Source organism: Pseudomonas sp. BF-R-24, assembly GCF_019947335.1.
Taxonomy (GTDB): Bacteria; Pseudomonadota; Gammaproteobacteria; order Pseudomonadales; family Pseudomonadaceae; genus Aquipseudomonas; species Aquipseudomonas jessenii.
This window is the reverse complement of the sequence record NZ_JAGYGG010000004.1, coordinates 195,651-210,787: the sequence shown is the minus strand read 5'-3', so window position 1 is coordinate 210,787 and position 15,137 is coordinate 195,651. Positions and strand designations below refer to the sequence as shown.

The 15,137-nt window shown below is 58.3% G+C and carries 16 protein-coding genes; 7 read left to right on the top strand and 9 right to left on the bottom strand.

Annotation, left to right across the window (positions count from 1 at the left end; genetic code table 11):
* Positions 1–28 precede the first annotated feature (28 nt).
* Positions 29–232: a twin transmembrane helix small protein gene (locus tag KGA98_RS05165; protein WP_057712609.1), complete on the top strand. Its 204-nt coding sequence runs from the start codon at positions 29–31 to the stop codon at positions 230–232.
* A gap of 8 nt (positions 233–240) precedes the next feature.
* Here KGA98_RS05165 and KGA98_RS05160 read toward each other — a convergent pair whose 3' ends face one another.
* The 4 genes from KGA98_RS05160 to coxB form a co-directional block, all read right to left on the bottom strand.
* Positions 241–1,128 (bottom strand): cytochrome c oxidase subunit 3, encoded by an 888-nt coding sequence (locus KGA98_RS05160; RefSeq protein ID WP_090452324.1) that lies wholly within the window; start codon positions 1,126–1,128, stop codon positions 241–243.
* A gap of 25 nt (positions 1,129–1,153) precedes the next feature.
* Positions 1,154–1,705: a cytochrome c oxidase assembly protein gene (locus tag KGA98_RS05155; RefSeq protein ID WP_056726726.1), complete on the bottom strand. Its 552-nt coding sequence runs from the start codon at positions 1,703–1,705 to the stop codon at positions 1,154–1,156.
* 129 nt (positions 1,706–1,834) lie between these two features.
* On the bottom strand, positions 1,835–3,427 hold the full coding sequence (ctaD, locus tag KGA98_RS05150; RefSeq protein WP_057712611.1) for a cytochrome c oxidase subunit I: 1,593 nt from the start codon (positions 3,425–3,427) through the stop codon (positions 1,835–1,837).
* Positions 3,428–3,509: 82 nt separating this feature from the next.
* Complete coding sequence (gene coxB, locus KGA98_RS05145) at positions 3,510–4,637, bottom strand: cytochrome c oxidase subunit II (protein WP_223501673.1); 1,128 nt, start codon at positions 4,635–4,637, stop codon at positions 3,510–3,512.
* Between the two features lie 369 nt (positions 4,638–5,006).
* Here coxB and KGA98_RS05140 point away from each other — a divergent pair, with 369 nt between their 5' ends.
* Positions 5,007–5,657: a hypothetical protein gene (locus tag KGA98_RS05140; RefSeq protein WP_057712613.1), complete on the top strand. Its 651-nt coding sequence runs from the start codon at positions 5,007–5,009 to the stop codon at positions 5,655–5,657.
* Between the two features lie 119 nt (positions 5,658–5,776).
* On the opposite strand, the gene KGA98_RS05135 is transcribed toward KGA98_RS05140, so the two are convergent.
* The 3 genes from KGA98_RS05135 to KGA98_RS05125 all read right to left on the bottom strand — a co-directional run bounded on the left by KGA98_RS05135 (position 5,777) and on the right by KGA98_RS05125 (position 9,429).
* Positions 5,777–7,303 (bottom strand): SulP family inorganic anion transporter, encoded by a 1,527-nt coding sequence (locus KGA98_RS05135; RefSeq protein ID WP_057712614.1) that lies wholly within the window; start codon positions 7,301–7,303, stop codon positions 5,777–5,779.
* A 91-nt stretch (positions 7,304–7,394) separates the two neighbouring features.
* Positions 7,395–8,126, bottom strand: a complete 732-nt coding sequence (locus KGA98_RS05130) for a carbonic anhydrase (RefSeq protein WP_008045785.1) — start codon at positions 8,124–8,126, stop codon at positions 7,395–7,397.
* 244 nt (positions 8,127–8,370) lie between these two features.
* On the bottom strand, positions 8,371–9,429 hold the full coding sequence (locus tag KGA98_RS05125) for a PA0069 family radical SAM protein (protein WP_223501664.1): 1,059 nt from the start codon (positions 9,427–9,429) through the stop codon (positions 8,371–8,373).
* A 224-nt stretch (positions 9,430–9,653) separates the two neighbouring features.
* On the opposite strand from KGA98_RS05125, the gene KGA98_RS05120 reads away from it, so the two are divergent.
* From KGA98_RS05120 to KGA98_RS05110, 3 genes are all read left to right on the top strand, one after another.
* Positions 9,654–9,956 carry a hypothetical protein gene (locus KGA98_RS05120; RefSeq protein WP_223501662.1) on the top strand — a complete coding sequence of 101 codons (303 nt, stop codon included), beginning with the start codon at positions 9,654–9,656 and terminating at the stop codon, positions 9,954–9,956.
* A gap of 85 nt (positions 9,957–10,041) precedes the next feature.
* Positions 10,042–10,590, top strand: a complete 549-nt coding sequence (locus tag KGA98_RS05115; RefSeq protein WP_223501660.1) for a hypothetical protein — start codon at positions 10,042–10,044, stop codon at positions 10,588–10,590.
* 109 nt (positions 10,591–10,699) lie between these two features.
* A complete protein-coding gene (locus KGA98_RS05110; protein ID WP_223501658.1) occupies positions 10,700–11,344 on the top strand; it encodes a tyrosine-protein phosphatase in 645 nt (214 codons plus the stop codon).
* Positions 11,345–11,385: 41 nt separating this feature from the next.
* Here the strand turns inward: KGA98_RS05110 and KGA98_RS05105 are convergent, their stop codons facing one another.
* Together KGA98_RS05105 and prlC are read right to left on the bottom strand one after the other, a co-directional pair.
* Complete coding sequence (locus tag KGA98_RS05105; RefSeq protein ID WP_223501657.1) at positions 11,386–11,673, bottom strand: YheV family putative zinc ribbon protein; 288 nt, start codon at positions 11,671–11,673, stop codon at positions 11,386–11,388.
* Positions 11,670–13,721 carry an oligopeptidase A gene (gene prlC, locus KGA98_RS05100; protein ID WP_223501656.1) on the bottom strand — a complete coding sequence of 684 codons (2,052 nt, stop codon included), beginning with the start codon at positions 13,719–13,721 and terminating at the stop codon, positions 11,670–11,672. The genes KGA98_RS05105 and prlC overlap by 4 nt, the downstream gene beginning before the upstream one ends.
* Before the next feature lie 88 nt (positions 13,722–13,809).
* Between prlC and KGA98_RS05095 the strand changes: the two genes are divergently transcribed.
* A complete protein-coding gene (locus KGA98_RS05095) occupies positions 13,810–14,355 on the top strand; it encodes a gamma carbonic anhydrase family protein (protein ID WP_223501655.1) in 546 nt (181 codons plus the stop codon).
* A gap of 25 nt (positions 14,356–14,380) precedes the next feature.
* Positions 14,381–15,031 (top strand): HAD family hydrolase, encoded by a 651-nt coding sequence (locus tag KGA98_RS05090; protein WP_223501654.1) that lies wholly within the window; start codon positions 14,381–14,383, stop codon positions 15,029–15,031.
* Positions 15,032–15,137 lie beyond the last annotated feature (106 nt).

The window sequence follows — 15,137 nt, the reverse complement described above, 5'->3', positions numbered from 1 at the left end:
GCATCGCTTGTTCCCCCGGAGTCTCACCATGCTCAAAGCAGCCATCGTCCTGATGCTGATTGCCACGGTTGTCAGCCTGTTCAGCGGCCTGTTTTTTCTGGTCAAGGACGACAGCCGCTCAAACCGCCTCGTCATTGCCTTGAGTGTGCGTGTGACCCTGGCCGCCCTTACCCTTGGCTTGATTGCCTGGGGCTTTTTCAGCGGCCAGTTGGTTTCCAATGCGCCCTGGTAACTGCTGCTTTAAAGCACATAGACGAAAACAAACAGCCCGATCCAGACCACATCCACGAAGTGCCAGTACCAGGTCGCCGCTTCGAAACCGAACTGGTGCTCGTTGTCGAAGTGCCCGCGCATGATCCGCACCAGCATCACGAACAGGATGATGGTGCCGATGGTGACGTGGGCGCCGTGGAACCCGGTGAGCATGAAGAAGGTCGCGCCGTAGATGCCCGAGCCCAGGGTCAGGCCCAGTTCGCGGTAGGCGTGCATGTACTCTTCGGCCTGGAAGATGAGGAACGCACTGCCGAGCAATACAGTGAGCGCCAGCCAGAGTTTCAGTGCGCCGCGATGGCCCTTTTTCAAGGCATGGTGGGCGATGGTCACGGTCACGCTGGAACTGACCAGCAACACGGTATTGAGTAGCGGCAGGCCCCAGGGGCTAATGACTTCCTTGGGCGGCGGAAACAGTTTCGAGTCGGGGTTGCTCAGCAACGGCCAGGTGAACTGGAAGTTCGGCCACAGCATGTGCGCCATGCCTTTGGCACCCTCACCACCGAGCGCCGGTCCGGAGATTTGACGCACATAAAACAGCGCGCCAAAAAAGGCGATGAAGAACATCACCTCCGAGAAGATGAACCAGCTCATGCCCCAGCGGAACGAGCGATCCATCTGTGCGCTGTACAAGCCGCCGCGACTTTCCTTGATCACCGTGCCGAACCAGCCAAACAGCATGTAGGCCAGCAACAGCCCGCCGACGAAAAAGATCAGCGGCCCGTGGGATTCCGGACGCGCTGCTTTCAGATCATTGAACCAGGTGGCCAGGCCAAACACCGTGACGAACATCCCGACCGTGGCGATGATCGGCCATTTGCTCTGGGCCGGGACGTAATAATGTTCATGAGTTGCCATTTATTGTTCTCCTTATCGGGCACGCTCAGCCGCCAGTGTTTACAGCTACCGGTGGATGTCGGGCGGTGATATCGAACAGCGTGTAGGACAGCGTCAGGTGCTTCACATCCTTGGGCATGTCACGATCAACGATGAAACGTACCGGCATTTCGATCCGCTGACCGGGCTGCAGCACTTGCTGGGTAAAGCAGAAACATTCGGTCTTGTGGAAGTACGCCGCCGCATTGCTGGGCGCGATACTCGGCACGGCTTGGGCGCTCATCGGTTTATCGGTGGGGTTGTGGGCGATGAAGATCATCTCGTTCACCGCCCCCGGGTTCGCGGTCAATTCGTCATGTTTGGGATAAAAGTCCCACGGCATGTCGGCGGTGTTGGTCGACAGAAACTGCACGCGTACCTGCCGCGAGGTGTCGACCGTTTGCTCACCCTCGTACTGCCCACCGGTCTTGCCATTAATGCCGAAGGCCTTGCACATCACGTCGTAGATCGGCACCAGGGCAAAGCCGAACACAAACATTGCCACCACCACGGTCAGCAGGCGCGTGACCAGTTTCTTCATCGAAATCGAGTCAGCCATGATTTCCGCACACCCCTGCAGGAGCGAGCTTGCTCGCGAAAAACTTGAGAGCGCCGTGGTGTATCAGGCTTCCAGCGTCATCGTTGACGACCATCGCGAGCGAGCTCGCTCCTACAAAGGGCCAGGCGTTCATTTCACTTCCGGCGGCGTGGTGAAGGTGTGATACGGCGCCGGCGACGGGATGCTCCACTCCAGACCTTCAGCCCCATCCCACGGCTTGGCCGGTGCCGGCGCGCCGCCGCGAATGGTCTTGATCACGATGAACAGGAAGAAGATCTGCGTGGCGCCGAACATGAATGCGCCGATCGACGACACCATGTTGAAGTCGGCGAACTGCAGGTTGTAGTCCGGAATCCGTCGTGGCATGCCCGCCAGCCCCACAAAGTGCATCGGGAAGAAGGCCAGGTTCATGCCGATGAACGACAGCCAGAAATGCAGCTTGCCGAGGGTTTCGTCGTACATGTGGCCGGTCCATTTCGGCAGCCAGTAGTAGGCCGAGGCGAAGATCCCGAAGATCGCCCCCGGCACCAGCACGTAATGGAAGTGCGCGACCACGAAGTAGGTGTCCTGGTACTGGAAGTCCGCCGGGGCGATGGCCAGCATCAACCCGGAGAAACCGCCGATGGAGAACAGGATCACGAACGCCACGGCAAACAGCATCGGCGTCTCGAACGTCAGCGAGCCCTGCCACATGGTGCTGGCCCAGTTGAACACCTTCACGCCCGTCGGCACCGCAATCAGCAACGTGGCGTACATGAAGAACAACTCGCCCACCAGCGGAATGCCGACCACGAACATGTGGTGCGCCCAGACGATGAACGACAGGAACGCGATACTCGCCGTGGCGTAGACCATCGAGGTGTAGCCGAACAATGGCTTGCGCGAAAAGGCCGGAATGATCGAGCTGACGGCGCCGAACGCCGGCAGGATCATGATGTACACCTCGGGGTGACCGAAGAACCAGAACACATGCTGGAACAGCACCGGGTCTCCGCCACCGGCGGCACTGAAGAAACTGGTGCCGAAGTGGATGTCCATCAGCATCATCGTCACGCAACCGGCCAGTACCGGCATCACCGCAATCAGCAGGAACGCGGTGATCAGCCAGGTCCAGACGAACAACGGCATTTTCATCAGCGTCATGCCGGGGGCGCGCAGGTTGAGGATGGTGGCGATCACGTTGATCGCGCCCATGATCGAACTGATCCCCATCAAGTGGATGGCGAAAATGAAGAAAGTCACGCTTTCCGGCGCATAGGTCGTCGACAGCGGCGCATAGAACGTCCAGCCGAAGTTCGGCCCGCCACCGGCAGTGAACAGGGTCGACACCAGCATCAGGAACGCCGCCGGCAACAGCCAGAAGCTGAAGTTGTTCATGCGCGGCAGGGCCATGTCCGGCGCGCCGATCATCAGCGGGATCATCCAGTTGGCGAGGCCGACGAAGGCCGGCATCACCGCACCGAAGACCATCACCAGACCGTGCATGGTGGTCATCTGGTTGAAAAATTCCGGCTGGACGATCTGCAGCCCCGGCTGGAACAGCTCGGCGCGAATCACCATCGCGAACGAACCGCCAAGCAGGAACATGGAGAACGCAAACCACAGGTACAACGTACCGATGTCCTTGTGGTTGGTGGTCAGCACCCAGCGCATCAGGCCTTTTGCGGGGCCATGGGCGTGGTCGGTGGCGGTATGAACATGCTCATCGATTACAGCAGTCATGTCCTGTCTCCTGCAAACAGATGGACTGGGCAGGCCGGGGTGCGTAGCCCCGACCGGTTCCTTACGTGCGCAATAGACCGGGTCATTTGCTTTCCGCCTGTTTCAGCTCCAGCACTTCTTTAGGCGTGACCATGTCGCCCTTGTTGTTGCCCCAGGCGTTACGTTCATAGGTCACGACCGCCGCGATATCGACCTCCGAGAGTTGCTTGCCGAATGCGGCCATGGAAGTGCCAGGCTTGCCATGGAAAACAATGCTCAGGTGTGCGTCTTTCGGTCCGGTGGCGATTTTCGAGCCCTTGAGTGCCGGGAACATCGGCGGCAGACCCTGGCCTTCGGCCTGGTGACAGGCCACGCAGGTGGTGTGATAGACCTTGTCGCCGCGTTCCTTGAGCTCCTCGAGCGTCCATTCCTTGCTGGTCAGCTCTTTGAGCTGCGCGGCCTCGGCCTTGCGATCGGCCAGCCATTTTTCGTAATCGGCCTTTTCCTTGACCTCGACCACGGTCGGCATGAAGCCGTGATCCTTGCCGCACAACTCGGCGCACTGGCCACGGTAGATGCCGGGCTTGTCGATACGGGTCCAGGCTTCATTGACGAACCCGGGAATCGCATCGCGCTTGACCGCGAACGCCGGCACCCACCAGGAGTGGATCACGTCGGCGGAGGTCACAAGGAAGCGCACCTTGGCACCGACCGGCAGCACCAATGGCTTGTCGACTTCGAGCAGATAGTGCTCGCCCTTGGCTTCCTTGTTGTGGATCTGATCCTGGGGGGTGGTCAGGTTGCTGAAAAACTCGACGTCCTGGCCCAGGTATTTGTAGTGCCACTTCCACTGGTAACCGGTGATCTGGATGTCGATATCCGGCTCACTGGCGTCGTACATCTTGATCAGGGTCGCGGTAGCAGGAACCGCCATGGCCACCAGGATCAGGAAGGGCACAATGGTCCAGAGGATTTCGACGGTGGTGCTTTCATGAAATTTGGCGGCCACCTGCCCGGTCGAGCGGCGGTGGAGAATCATCGACCAGAACATGGCACCAAATACGATGATGCCGATCACCACACAGATCCAGAAAATGATCATGTGCAGGTCGAATACTGCGTGACTGATTTCAGTCGCTCCAGGCGCCATATTCACAGTCCAGGCCGCTTGCGCCTGACTGAAAATCGACCACAACAGGAGGCCCATCCAGACATGTGGATGTCGCATCATTGCGGGTTCCCCTTATCGTTCTTGTTATCCCGCCGGCTTTCACCTGCGGCAAGGGAGCGGCTGCATCAGACTACGAACTTGAGCACCGGGCCTTGCTGCATATGCAGTCGGGCGTCATCAGCTAACTCCATTCCACCCCGAGTATAGACAGCGACTCTCACCTCGCAATGCGAAGGCGTAAATGATCTGAAACAGCATTAACTTGCGTTGCAGGGCACGAATGGAGAAGGATGCAGACGAGTGGTGGCAAATCGATATAACGGGACCGTCTCAAGGATGAAATAATTATGACAAATGCGTCTTAGCATTTTTCGTAAGCCAGCTAAGTTATGTCTTCCCTATTTCATTGCCTTGTTTCCTGGAGTTTTCATGAACACCGCCGCATTGCGCGAGCAGATCCAAACAGCCCAACAACACGAAGCCGAGACCGGTCTGCTGACGCGTCAACTGGAAAGCAAACTGGCTCATCTGCACCCGGCGATCCAATTGCCGGAGGCCGATACCAAAGGCGTACTGACGCGATTTGTCGCCGCCTACATCGAAGAAGTGCCTGATCTGCTGGATGCAGCCAATGAAGTCGCCAGGGAAGCGGGCATTGAGTCACAGATCAAACCTGTGCTGAAAATCGCCGAGCAGTACTTCCTCCAGCCGCCAGCCATCATGGCCGGCCATGCCGGGCTCGACAGTCTGCTGGATGAAGCCTATCTGGCGCACCGGTTTGTCGAAGAGGTCAACGACCTGTACATCAAGCATCTTGGCCAGCCACTGATCCCCTTGGACATGACTGTCGCCAACCTGATTGCTCACCAATTGATCGGTGAGACGTTCGCCAACCAACTGGACGAAGTGGTGCATCACGCCATCGACGAGATGCTCAACGACGAAACCTTCGCACTGGAGTCCGTGGAAGCCTACCGCGAGAAGCTCAACAGCCCGGACACCGGCGCCGCGTGGAAACGCTGGCCGTGCATGTCCCGCCGTTTGGGCGTAGGCCTGGAACTGGATCAACCGGCGGCTTGATCCACCGGTAAAAACAATCCCCTGTGGGAGCGGGCTTGCTCGCGAATGCGGCTAACCATTCAGCAAATATATTGACTGATCCACCGCCTTCGCGAGCAAGCCCGCTCCCACACTGTTATCTACCCGGCCGCCCCTATGCCGGTATTCGTTCGCACCCGCCCCTCGAGCCTGCGCTTCAGCCCCCGCGATTCAATCAACAGCTTCGAACCCTTGGCCGCATTCGCCCGGCCCCACTCCTCCAGAAGCTCCAGACACGAGTGATCGATGTAGCTCAGGTTGTTAAGCGGCACATGCACCGTCGCGCCTGGTGGAATACTACCCAGCACCTGGGTCAGCGCCGGCACTTTGAGGAAGGTCGCCGCGCCCACCAGGCGCAATTCCATTTCCCCTTCCTGAGGCAGGTCGATCAGGCTGATTTTCAATCGCGAAGCTTTCAGCGCCAGTTTCACCAGCGTCAGGCCGAAGCCAATCAATACGCCAGTCAGCAGGTCCGTGAATACGATGGCGAGCGCGGTTGCCGCATAGGTGAACATCGGCGCCCGACCATACCGGCCCAAACCACGGAATACCTTGAGATCCACCAGCTTGAAACCGGTGTACACCAGCACGCCCGCCAGGCTCGCCACCGGAATGCTTTGCAGCACGCTGGATAGCAACAGTACGAACGCCAACAACCACAGGCCGTGGAAAATGGTCGAAAACCGCGTGGTTGCGCCAGCCTGAACATTCGCCGAACTGCGTACGATAACGCCGGTCATCGGCAACGCTCCAAGCAGGCCACACAGCATGTTGCCGATACCTTGCGCCGACAATTCCCGGTCGAAGTCCGAGCGCTGACCGCTGTGCATACGATCAACCGCGGCGGCTGAGAGCAAGGTTTCGGCGCTAGCAATGAAAGCCACGGCAAACGCCGCGATCAGCAAGGTCGGATCAGCCAGGTTGAGCAGATCCGCTGGCTTGAGCCAGTCGATGGCCTCCGTCAGGTTGGCCGGAACCTCAACCCGTTTGACCTGCAACGCCAGCATCAGGCTGGCAAGCGTGGCCAGACCGACGCCAAGTAGCGCGCCAGGAACGAAGCGCAGGGATTGCGGACGGAATTTATCCCACAGCCACATGACGGCGATTGTCGACAAACCGAGCAACCCGGCTTGCCAGCCAAACGTGGGCAACGCCAGAGACAGCGCCGCCGGGAAGGCCGCCAGGTTATCCAGACCCGAAGGTTTGGGCACGGCATCCAGCATCACATGCACCTGAGACAGGATGATCAGCACGCCAATCCCGGCCAGCATGCCGTACACCACCGCGGGTGCCGTCACTCGAAACCAGCAGCCCAGCTTCAATCGGCCAGCCACCAGTTGCAGCAAACCCGCCAACAACAGTATCGGCCCGAGCATGGCGATGCCGTGCTGGCGGACCAACTCGAATACCAGAACGGCCAGGCCCGCCGCCGGGCCGCTGACTTGCAGTGGCGAACCGGCCAACCAGCCGACCACCAGACCACCGATGATGCCGGTGATCAGGCCTTTGGCCGGCGGCAGCCCCGAAGCAATCGCGATGCCCATGCACAGAGGCAGGGCGACCAGAAACACAACCACCGAAGCCAGCAGCTCCCGTGGCAGAACAGCTTTGAGTCGAGCAGCACGCATGGTGAGTCTCCCGAAGTTTTTCTTCAGGCATGGCAAAGCCAGGCTGCCTGAACGGCAGCCTCGGCTGAACCACACAACGATTTAGGAGGATTTAGAAGCGCGCTTTGGGCGTCGCCACGGGAATTGGCAGGCTGCCATTGAGCGGCAGGAAACAGCCTTGATCAGCGTCGTACGCTTTGATTTCGCTGGTTTCGATGTTGTAGACCCAGCCATGAATAAATAGCTGACCGTTGGCCATGCGCGAAGCCACCGACGGATGGGTGCGCAGATGCTGCAACTGGGCGATCACATTCTCTTCAGTGAGGATGTGCATGCTTTCGCTTTCGCTAGAGCAGTTGCAGTTCTCTTGCACCATGGTTTTGGCCACTTCGGCATGACGCAGCCAGGCTTTGACCGTGGGCATTTTTTCCAGACTGTCCGGATTGAGCACCGCGCGCATGGCGCCGCAGTCGGAATGCCCGCAAATGATGATGTGATGCACCCCCAGAGCCAGTACGGCGTACTCGATGGCCGTGGAAACACCACCGTTCATTTGCCCGTAAGGCGGCACGACGTTGCCGACGTTACGGGTCACGAACAGGTCGCCGGGGGAGCTCTGGGTAATCAACTCGGGAACGATGCGCGAATCGGCGCAGGCGATGAACATCGCTCGTGGCCGCTGGGCCGTGGCGAGTTTCTTGAAGAGCTCTTCCTGTTGAGGAAAGATCTCATGATGAAAATGCAAAAAGCCGTCAACGATATGCTGCAACGCTGCATCGGCGGTTTCGGCCTCGGGTTGGGCTGAAGCCGACGCAGCCAACGGCTGTTTATCCTTGTCACTCATCAATTCATCCTCATTGGCGGGCTCAGGGAGTCATCCCGTGTGGTCCGGTGTGAAGCCAGTGGCTGGTTAAAAAACATCCAGGCCAAACATCTCGACCCATCAGTCACTCGATGAACAAGGTAGCGGCCGAATCTTAATTGAAACTGAATAAAACGCTCTAGAATGCGTGTTACAGGTCACAAAAAACGTGACCAGCCTAAGACGCGAGCGCGATCTTCAGTACTCAACCATAGGCCAATTGTCCTCAAATCAACGACATTTGGCGACCGGGCGGACAAAAGGCATTGCAGTCCAGGTCAAAGCCTTCCCGGCGATTGAGCCCCAGGCGCTTGATGGCTTTGGCAAAACGCTGTGCCAGCAGCTCGGCGAAGGGACCTTCGCCGCGCATTCGAGCACCAAAGCGGCTGTCGTAGAGTTCACCGCCACGGCTCTGGCGAATCAGGCTCAGCACATGCGCCGCCCGTTGCGGATAGTGGGCGCCCAGCCATTCTTCGAACAGCGGCGCCACTTCCAGCGGCAGACGCAGCATCATGTAGGCGGCGCTTTGTGCTCCGGCGCCGTGAGCCTCGGCGAGCAGGCTTTCGAGTTCGCTGTCGTTGATCATCGGAATCATCGGTGAACACAGGACGCCCACCGGAATGCCCGCCTCGCGCATGACCCTGATCGCCCGCAACCGGGCCTTGGGCGCTGCGGCGCGGGGTTCAAGGATGCGTTTGAGTTCGTCGTCCAGGGTGGTCAGGCTGATCATCACCGCCACCAGGTTTTGCTGTGCAAGTTCGGTCAGCAGGTCCAAATCGCGAAGGATCAGCGAGCCTTTGGTGACGATGGTCACGGGATGACGATATCGCAGCAGTACTTCGAGGGTTTGCCGGGTGATCCTGTACTCACGCTCGATCGGCTGATAGGGGTCGGTGTTGGAGCCGAGGTTGATCGGCGCACATTGATAGCCGCGTTTGGACAGTTGTTGCTCCAACACATCCACAGCGTTGGTCTTGGCGATCAGCTTTGTCTCGAAATCCAGCCCGGGCGACAGGTCCCAATAGGCATGGCTTGGCCGCGCGTAGCAGTAGATGCAGCCATGCTCGCAACCGCGATAGGGATTGATCGATCGATCGAAGGGCAAGTCCGGCGACGTGTTGCGGGTAATGATGGTTTTCGCCGTTTCAATGCTCACCTCGGTGCCCTGGGTGAGCGGTACTTCCTGATACCAGCCGTCGTCCTCAACCACCGAATGGCTGGGGGCAAAGCGGTTGTGCGGGTTGGTTGCGCTGCCGCGACCGCGGGGAGGCAGAGAGCTGACCATCGGCGGACTCCTTGATCTGTATATCCATACAGTAACCGACCCACTGCCTGTCTACCAGTACCGCTCAGCCCTTCATCTGACAAGGGGGCATCATGATGCTTACTTGTTCATTAATAATCAGAAAACTAAGGAAACATATAGTCAGTGGTTGGATTCAATACCCACCCGTATATTCAACCCAACAGGCAATACTCTCAACAGCAATCAAATAAAAGGATTTATTAATGTCTTTCTTTAATCAGCGCGGTATTTTCCTTCAACTCATGCAACCAAGCCCTTCGGAACCCAACACCCTGGTTTCTTTGCAACTGGCTCGCAAAGAATTGAGTTGGGATGAGGAAAATGAAATGCAAATTGAAAAGCTGATCGACTCAACTTACTACACAGCCACTTCCACCGACCTTGGCAACTCTTTCAGCATCCGGACCGTGGGCAAGGATGTCGATGGAGACGGGACCATCGGTGCCGACGACAAAGCCAAGTTACAGGCGCTGGCAAAGGCTTATGCCAGTATCGTCAATCCCTGAGCCCTGACTTTCCGATCACTGGAAAGTGCTATTGCCGAATGCATGCGGGCTCCCGCATGCATTCCAGACAGCCTGGAGGATAAAAATGTCAATGCTCATAAAAACCGGTGTTTATCTACAGCAAATAGAAACGACGAAAGGTGTGCAGGTAATTATCAAGCTAATAAGGGCAGGCGAGTATCCGAACAAAACAATGGAGCAATTCTCTGATATTCTCGCAAGCGCTCCCTCAGTGACACTCCATATAAAAGACGAAGGCAAGACTTCAAAGCTCGATTTTGATCCTTGGTCCGATATCAATGTCACTCCAGACAATAGCATCGACGAAAAGGACATTGCCGCCCTTACACAACTTGCACTCGCTTTTTATCATCAACAAATAATTGCTCCAGAGGGCATAGCGTACCTTTATCGACTTCCCGCTGAATCACCCGAGTTTCGAGTAGACGTTGAGGAATTTGAAATTGACGAAGATGATCATCAACTGTATAGCCGCGGTGTGTACGAGACTAAATCTGTGAATGCCGGCTCGTCTTTTGAAGGTCGCATGCGCAACCCTTTAACTGGACAGGTGTTTAACTATGGGGTCGGACTGAACGAGCTGCTCAAATCCTTCATCAAACTGAAACTATAACCTGAGCGCGGACTTCACGATTCTTTGACAGTCCGCTCACAGGCCTTTGACCGTGCATGGCTGATCCTTGCCACCATCTTCCCGTCCCTTTCTGAACGGTCGCTCAAGCATGCTTTTTCCACGTTTTTTATCTGCAATATGCTTGTCGCTGGTTGTGCTCGCTAACCTGACACCGGCACTTGCTGACGACAGTGTGATGCAGCGTCCAGCAGACTGGGCTCAACAGACAGAGAAGCAATACAACCTCTTCCAGATGTCGCCGACGCTCTATCGCAGCGCCTTGCCGGACAAGGGCGCGGTGCCGCTGCTGGAGAAACTCAAGGTGGGCACTGTGATCAATTTCCTGCCCGAAGCAGACTCCAGTTGGTTGTCCGCGCCAGGCATCACGCAAGTACAACTGCCTTATCGCACCAACCATGTGGATGACGCCGATGTGCTCAAGGCCTTGCGCGCCATTCGGTCCGCCGAAGCCAAAGGCCCGGTGCTGATGCACTGCAAACACGGTTCCGACCGTACCGGCCTGATGGCCGCCATGTACCGGGCTGTCATCCAGGGCTGGACCAAGGAGGAGGCCCTGAACGAAATGACCCAGGGCGGCTTTGGCGACAGCACCCACTTCAAGGACGGAATTCGCTACATGATGCAGGCCGACGTGGAAAAACTGCGCACGGCCCTGGCCAATGGCGATTGCAGCACCAGCCCATTCGCTGCGTGTTCAATGAAGAGCTGGTTCAAGTCCGCTCACATCGAGTAAAAAAAGCCCCCGTTGCATTGCGCAACGGGGGCTTTTTTCACTCAGTTTTGTTCGTCAGGCTTTTTCTTCAGCTTCGGATTCGGGAAGAACTGAACCGGCTGAACCTTGGTGTCGGCAGGTTTGGGTACGCTGGTGTTCACCCGCGTACCCAACTCCTTGGGCACCGACAGCCCTTGCTCATTGAGTGTGTCGGAGTAACCGCAGGCCACGCACTCTCGGTGCGGGACCTGGTCTTCATTCCACATCATCAATTTATCCGGCTCGCTGCATGCCGGGCAGACCGCCCCGGCGATAAAGCGTTTTTTCGTAATCACAGGTCCCTCACTCATGCTGCCGCGCCCTCACTCAGGCCGCTGTGGCGCAAGAGTGCGTCAATTGATGGCTCACGACCACGGAAGTCGACGAACAGCACCATCGGCTCCTGGGAGCCGCCACGGGCCAGGATTGCTTCGCGGAACGCACGACCGGTGTCGGCGTTGAGCACGCCTTCTTCTTCGAACTTCGAGAACGCATCGGCCGACAGCACTTCAGCCCACTTATAGCTGTAGTAACCCGCGGCGTAACCGCCAGCGAAGATGTGCGCAAAGCTGTTGGGGAAGCGGTTGTAGGCCGGCGGACGCATCACCGAAACCTCGTCACGCACGCCTTCAAGCACTTGCAGCACGCTGCGGCCGTCGCCGTGGGTGGCGTGCAATTCGAAGTCGAACAGCGAGAACTCCAGTTGGCGCACCATCATCAGGCCGGACTGGAAGTTTTTTGCCGCGAGCATTTTACCGAGCAGGTCCTGAGGCAGCGGTTCGCCGGTTTCATAATGACCGGAAATCAGCGCCAGGCCTTCCGGCTCCCAGCACCAGTTTTCCATGAACTGGCTCGGCAGCTCGACCGCATCCCAAGCCACGCCGTTGATGCCGGACACGCCAGCATGCTCGACGCGGGTCAACAGGTGATGCAGGCCGTGACCGAACTCGTGGAACAGGGTGGTGACTTCGTCGTGGGTCAGCAGCGCAGGCTTGCCGCTGTCGGCCGGGGTGAAGTTGCACACCAGGTTGGCCACCGGGCTTTGCAATACACCGCCAGCGGTGCGACGACGGTCGCGGGCGCCATCCATCCAGGCGCCGCCACGCTTGTTGGCGCGAGCATAGAGGTCGAAGAAGAAGCGGCCGACGTGCTGGCCGTTTTCCTTGATTTCAAACAGGCGGACATCCGGGTGCCAGGTGTCGAAGCCTTTCTGCTCGGCAATCTCGATGCCGTACAGGCGCTGGACGATGGCGAACAGACCGCTGAGTACCTTGTCGATCGGGAAGTAGGCGCGCAGGGCTTCCTGGGCGACGCTGTAACGCTGTTCACGGAGTTTTTCGCCGTAGAAACCGCTGTCCCAGCTTTGCAGATCCGGGCAGCCCTGTTCGGCGGCATAAGCCTTGAGCTGTTCCAGATCCTGGGCAGCGAACGGTTTGCTGCGCTTGGCCAGGTCGCGCAGGAAACTCAGCACCTGATCGCTGGACTCGGCCATTTTGGTCGCCAGGCTCAACTCGGAGAAACTGCTGAACCCCAAGAGTTTTGCCAGTTCCTGACGCAGATCGAGGATTTCTTCCATGACCGGGCCGTTGTCGTTCTGGCCGGCATTCGGCCCCTGGTCCGACGCCCGGGTGCAGTACGCGGCGTAGACTTCTTCACGCAGCGCGCGGTCCTGGGCGTAGGTCATCACCGCGTAATAGCTCGGGAATTCCAGGGTGATCAGCCAGCCGTCCAGATCCTTGGCCTGAGCCGCGGCAGCCATTTGCGCTTTGGCCGAATCGGTCAGGCCGGCGAGGGCGGCTTCATCGGTGATGTGCTTGGTCCAGGCCTGAGTGGCATCGAGCAACTGGTTGGAAAAACGGCTGCCCAATTCGGACAGCTTGCTCTGCACTTCGGCGTAACGCTTTTGTTCGGCTTCCGGCAGGTCGATACCCGACAGACGGAAGTCACGCAGGGAGTGTTCCAGGATAGTTTTCTGCGCCACGTCGAAACCGGTGGCCTCCGGGCTGCTGGCCAGGGCTTCGAAAGCCTGGAACAGTTCGCGGTTCTGACCCATTTCAGTGGAATAGGCGCTCAAGGCCGGCAGGCACGACTCGTAGGCTTCACGCAGTTCGGCGCTGTTGCACACGGCATTGAGGTGGCTGACCGGGCTCCAGGCGGCGCCCAGGCGGTCGTTGAGTTCGTCCATCGCCAGCACCAGGCCAGCCCACGTTGGCTGTTTGACCTGGGTCTTGAGGATCTCGACGATAGCGGCACGGTTGTCAGCCAGGATCTGTTCAATGGCCGGTTGTACGTGTTCGGCGCGGATGGCGGAGAACGGCGGCAGGTCATAGGACTGCAAAAGAGGGTTGTTCACGCTCACGGTTGATACCTTGGCTGGAGAAACATGCAGCCATCTTAATTACAATCGACGCTCACCGCAGCTATCAGCAATAGAGAGAAACCCTATCGTGAACCTTCGCAAGTATCAGAACCACACGCCGCTGCTGGGTAAAGGCGCTTTTGTCGACGGCTCGGCGGTGGTGATCGGCGACGTTGAAATCGGCGAAGACAGCTCGGTCTGGCCGCTGACAGTGATCCGTGGCGACATGCACCGAATCCGCATCGGCGCGCGCACCAGCGTGCAGGATGGCTGCGTGTTGCACATCACCCACGCCGGGCCGTTCAACCCGGACGGCTTTCCGTTGCTGATCGGCGATGACGTGACCATCGCCCACAAGGTCATGCTGCATGGCTGTTCGGTGGGCAGCCGGGTGTTGATCGGCATGGGCAGCATCGTCATGGACGGTGCGGTGGTCGACGATGACGTGATCATCGGTGCCGGTAGCCTGGTGCCGCCGGGCAAGCATCTGCAAAGCGGCTCCCTGTATGTGGGCAGCCCGGTGAAGCAGATCCGCCCGCTGACTGACAAGGAACGCGCGTTTTTCACCTACAGCGCGGCGAACTACGTGAAGCTCAAGGACCTGCATCTGGCCGAAGGCTACGACCAGCTTTGACCCGGCCCCTTATTCAGGATTCGACATGCATTACCAAACCGTTTTGTTCGACCTCGATGGCACCCTGACCGACCCACGTGAGGGCATTACTCGTTCGATCCAGTTCGCCCTGGGCAAACTGGGTATCGATGAGCCGGACCTGGCCAGACTCGAACACTTCATCGGCCCGCCGTTGTTGCAGGCATTCATGCAGTTCTACGACTTCGATGAAGCCAGGGCCTGGGAAGCGGTGAATTTCTACCGCGAGCGCTTCAAGGTCACCGGCCTCTACGAAAACCGGGTGTTCGATGGTGTCACGCCACTACTGGAAACCCTGGGCGGACAAGGGCGACAGCTGTACATCGCGACCTCGAAACCGTGGGTGTTCGCCCGGGAAATCGCCCGGCATTTCGATTTTGCCAAACACTTCAAGGTGATTTACGGCAGCGAACTGGACGGCACCCGGACCAACAAGGTCGAGCTGATCGCTCACCTGATGGCCGAAGAAAACCTGGACCCGGCCAACACTTTGATGATCGGCGACCGCAAGCACGACCTGATCGGCGCGCGCAGCAATGGCCTGGACGCGGCGGCGGTAGGTTACGGGTTCGGCAGCCATGAAGAGTTGAGTGCCGAAGCGCCGGCGTATCACTTTGAGACGCTGGAAGAGTTGCATCAGGCGTTTTTACAGCGTTGACAGGATCGACACAAATCAACTGTGGGAGCGGGCTTGCTCGCGAAGGCGGTGTATCAGGCAACATTGTTGTCGACTGACACTCCCTCTTCGCGAGCAAGCCCGCTCC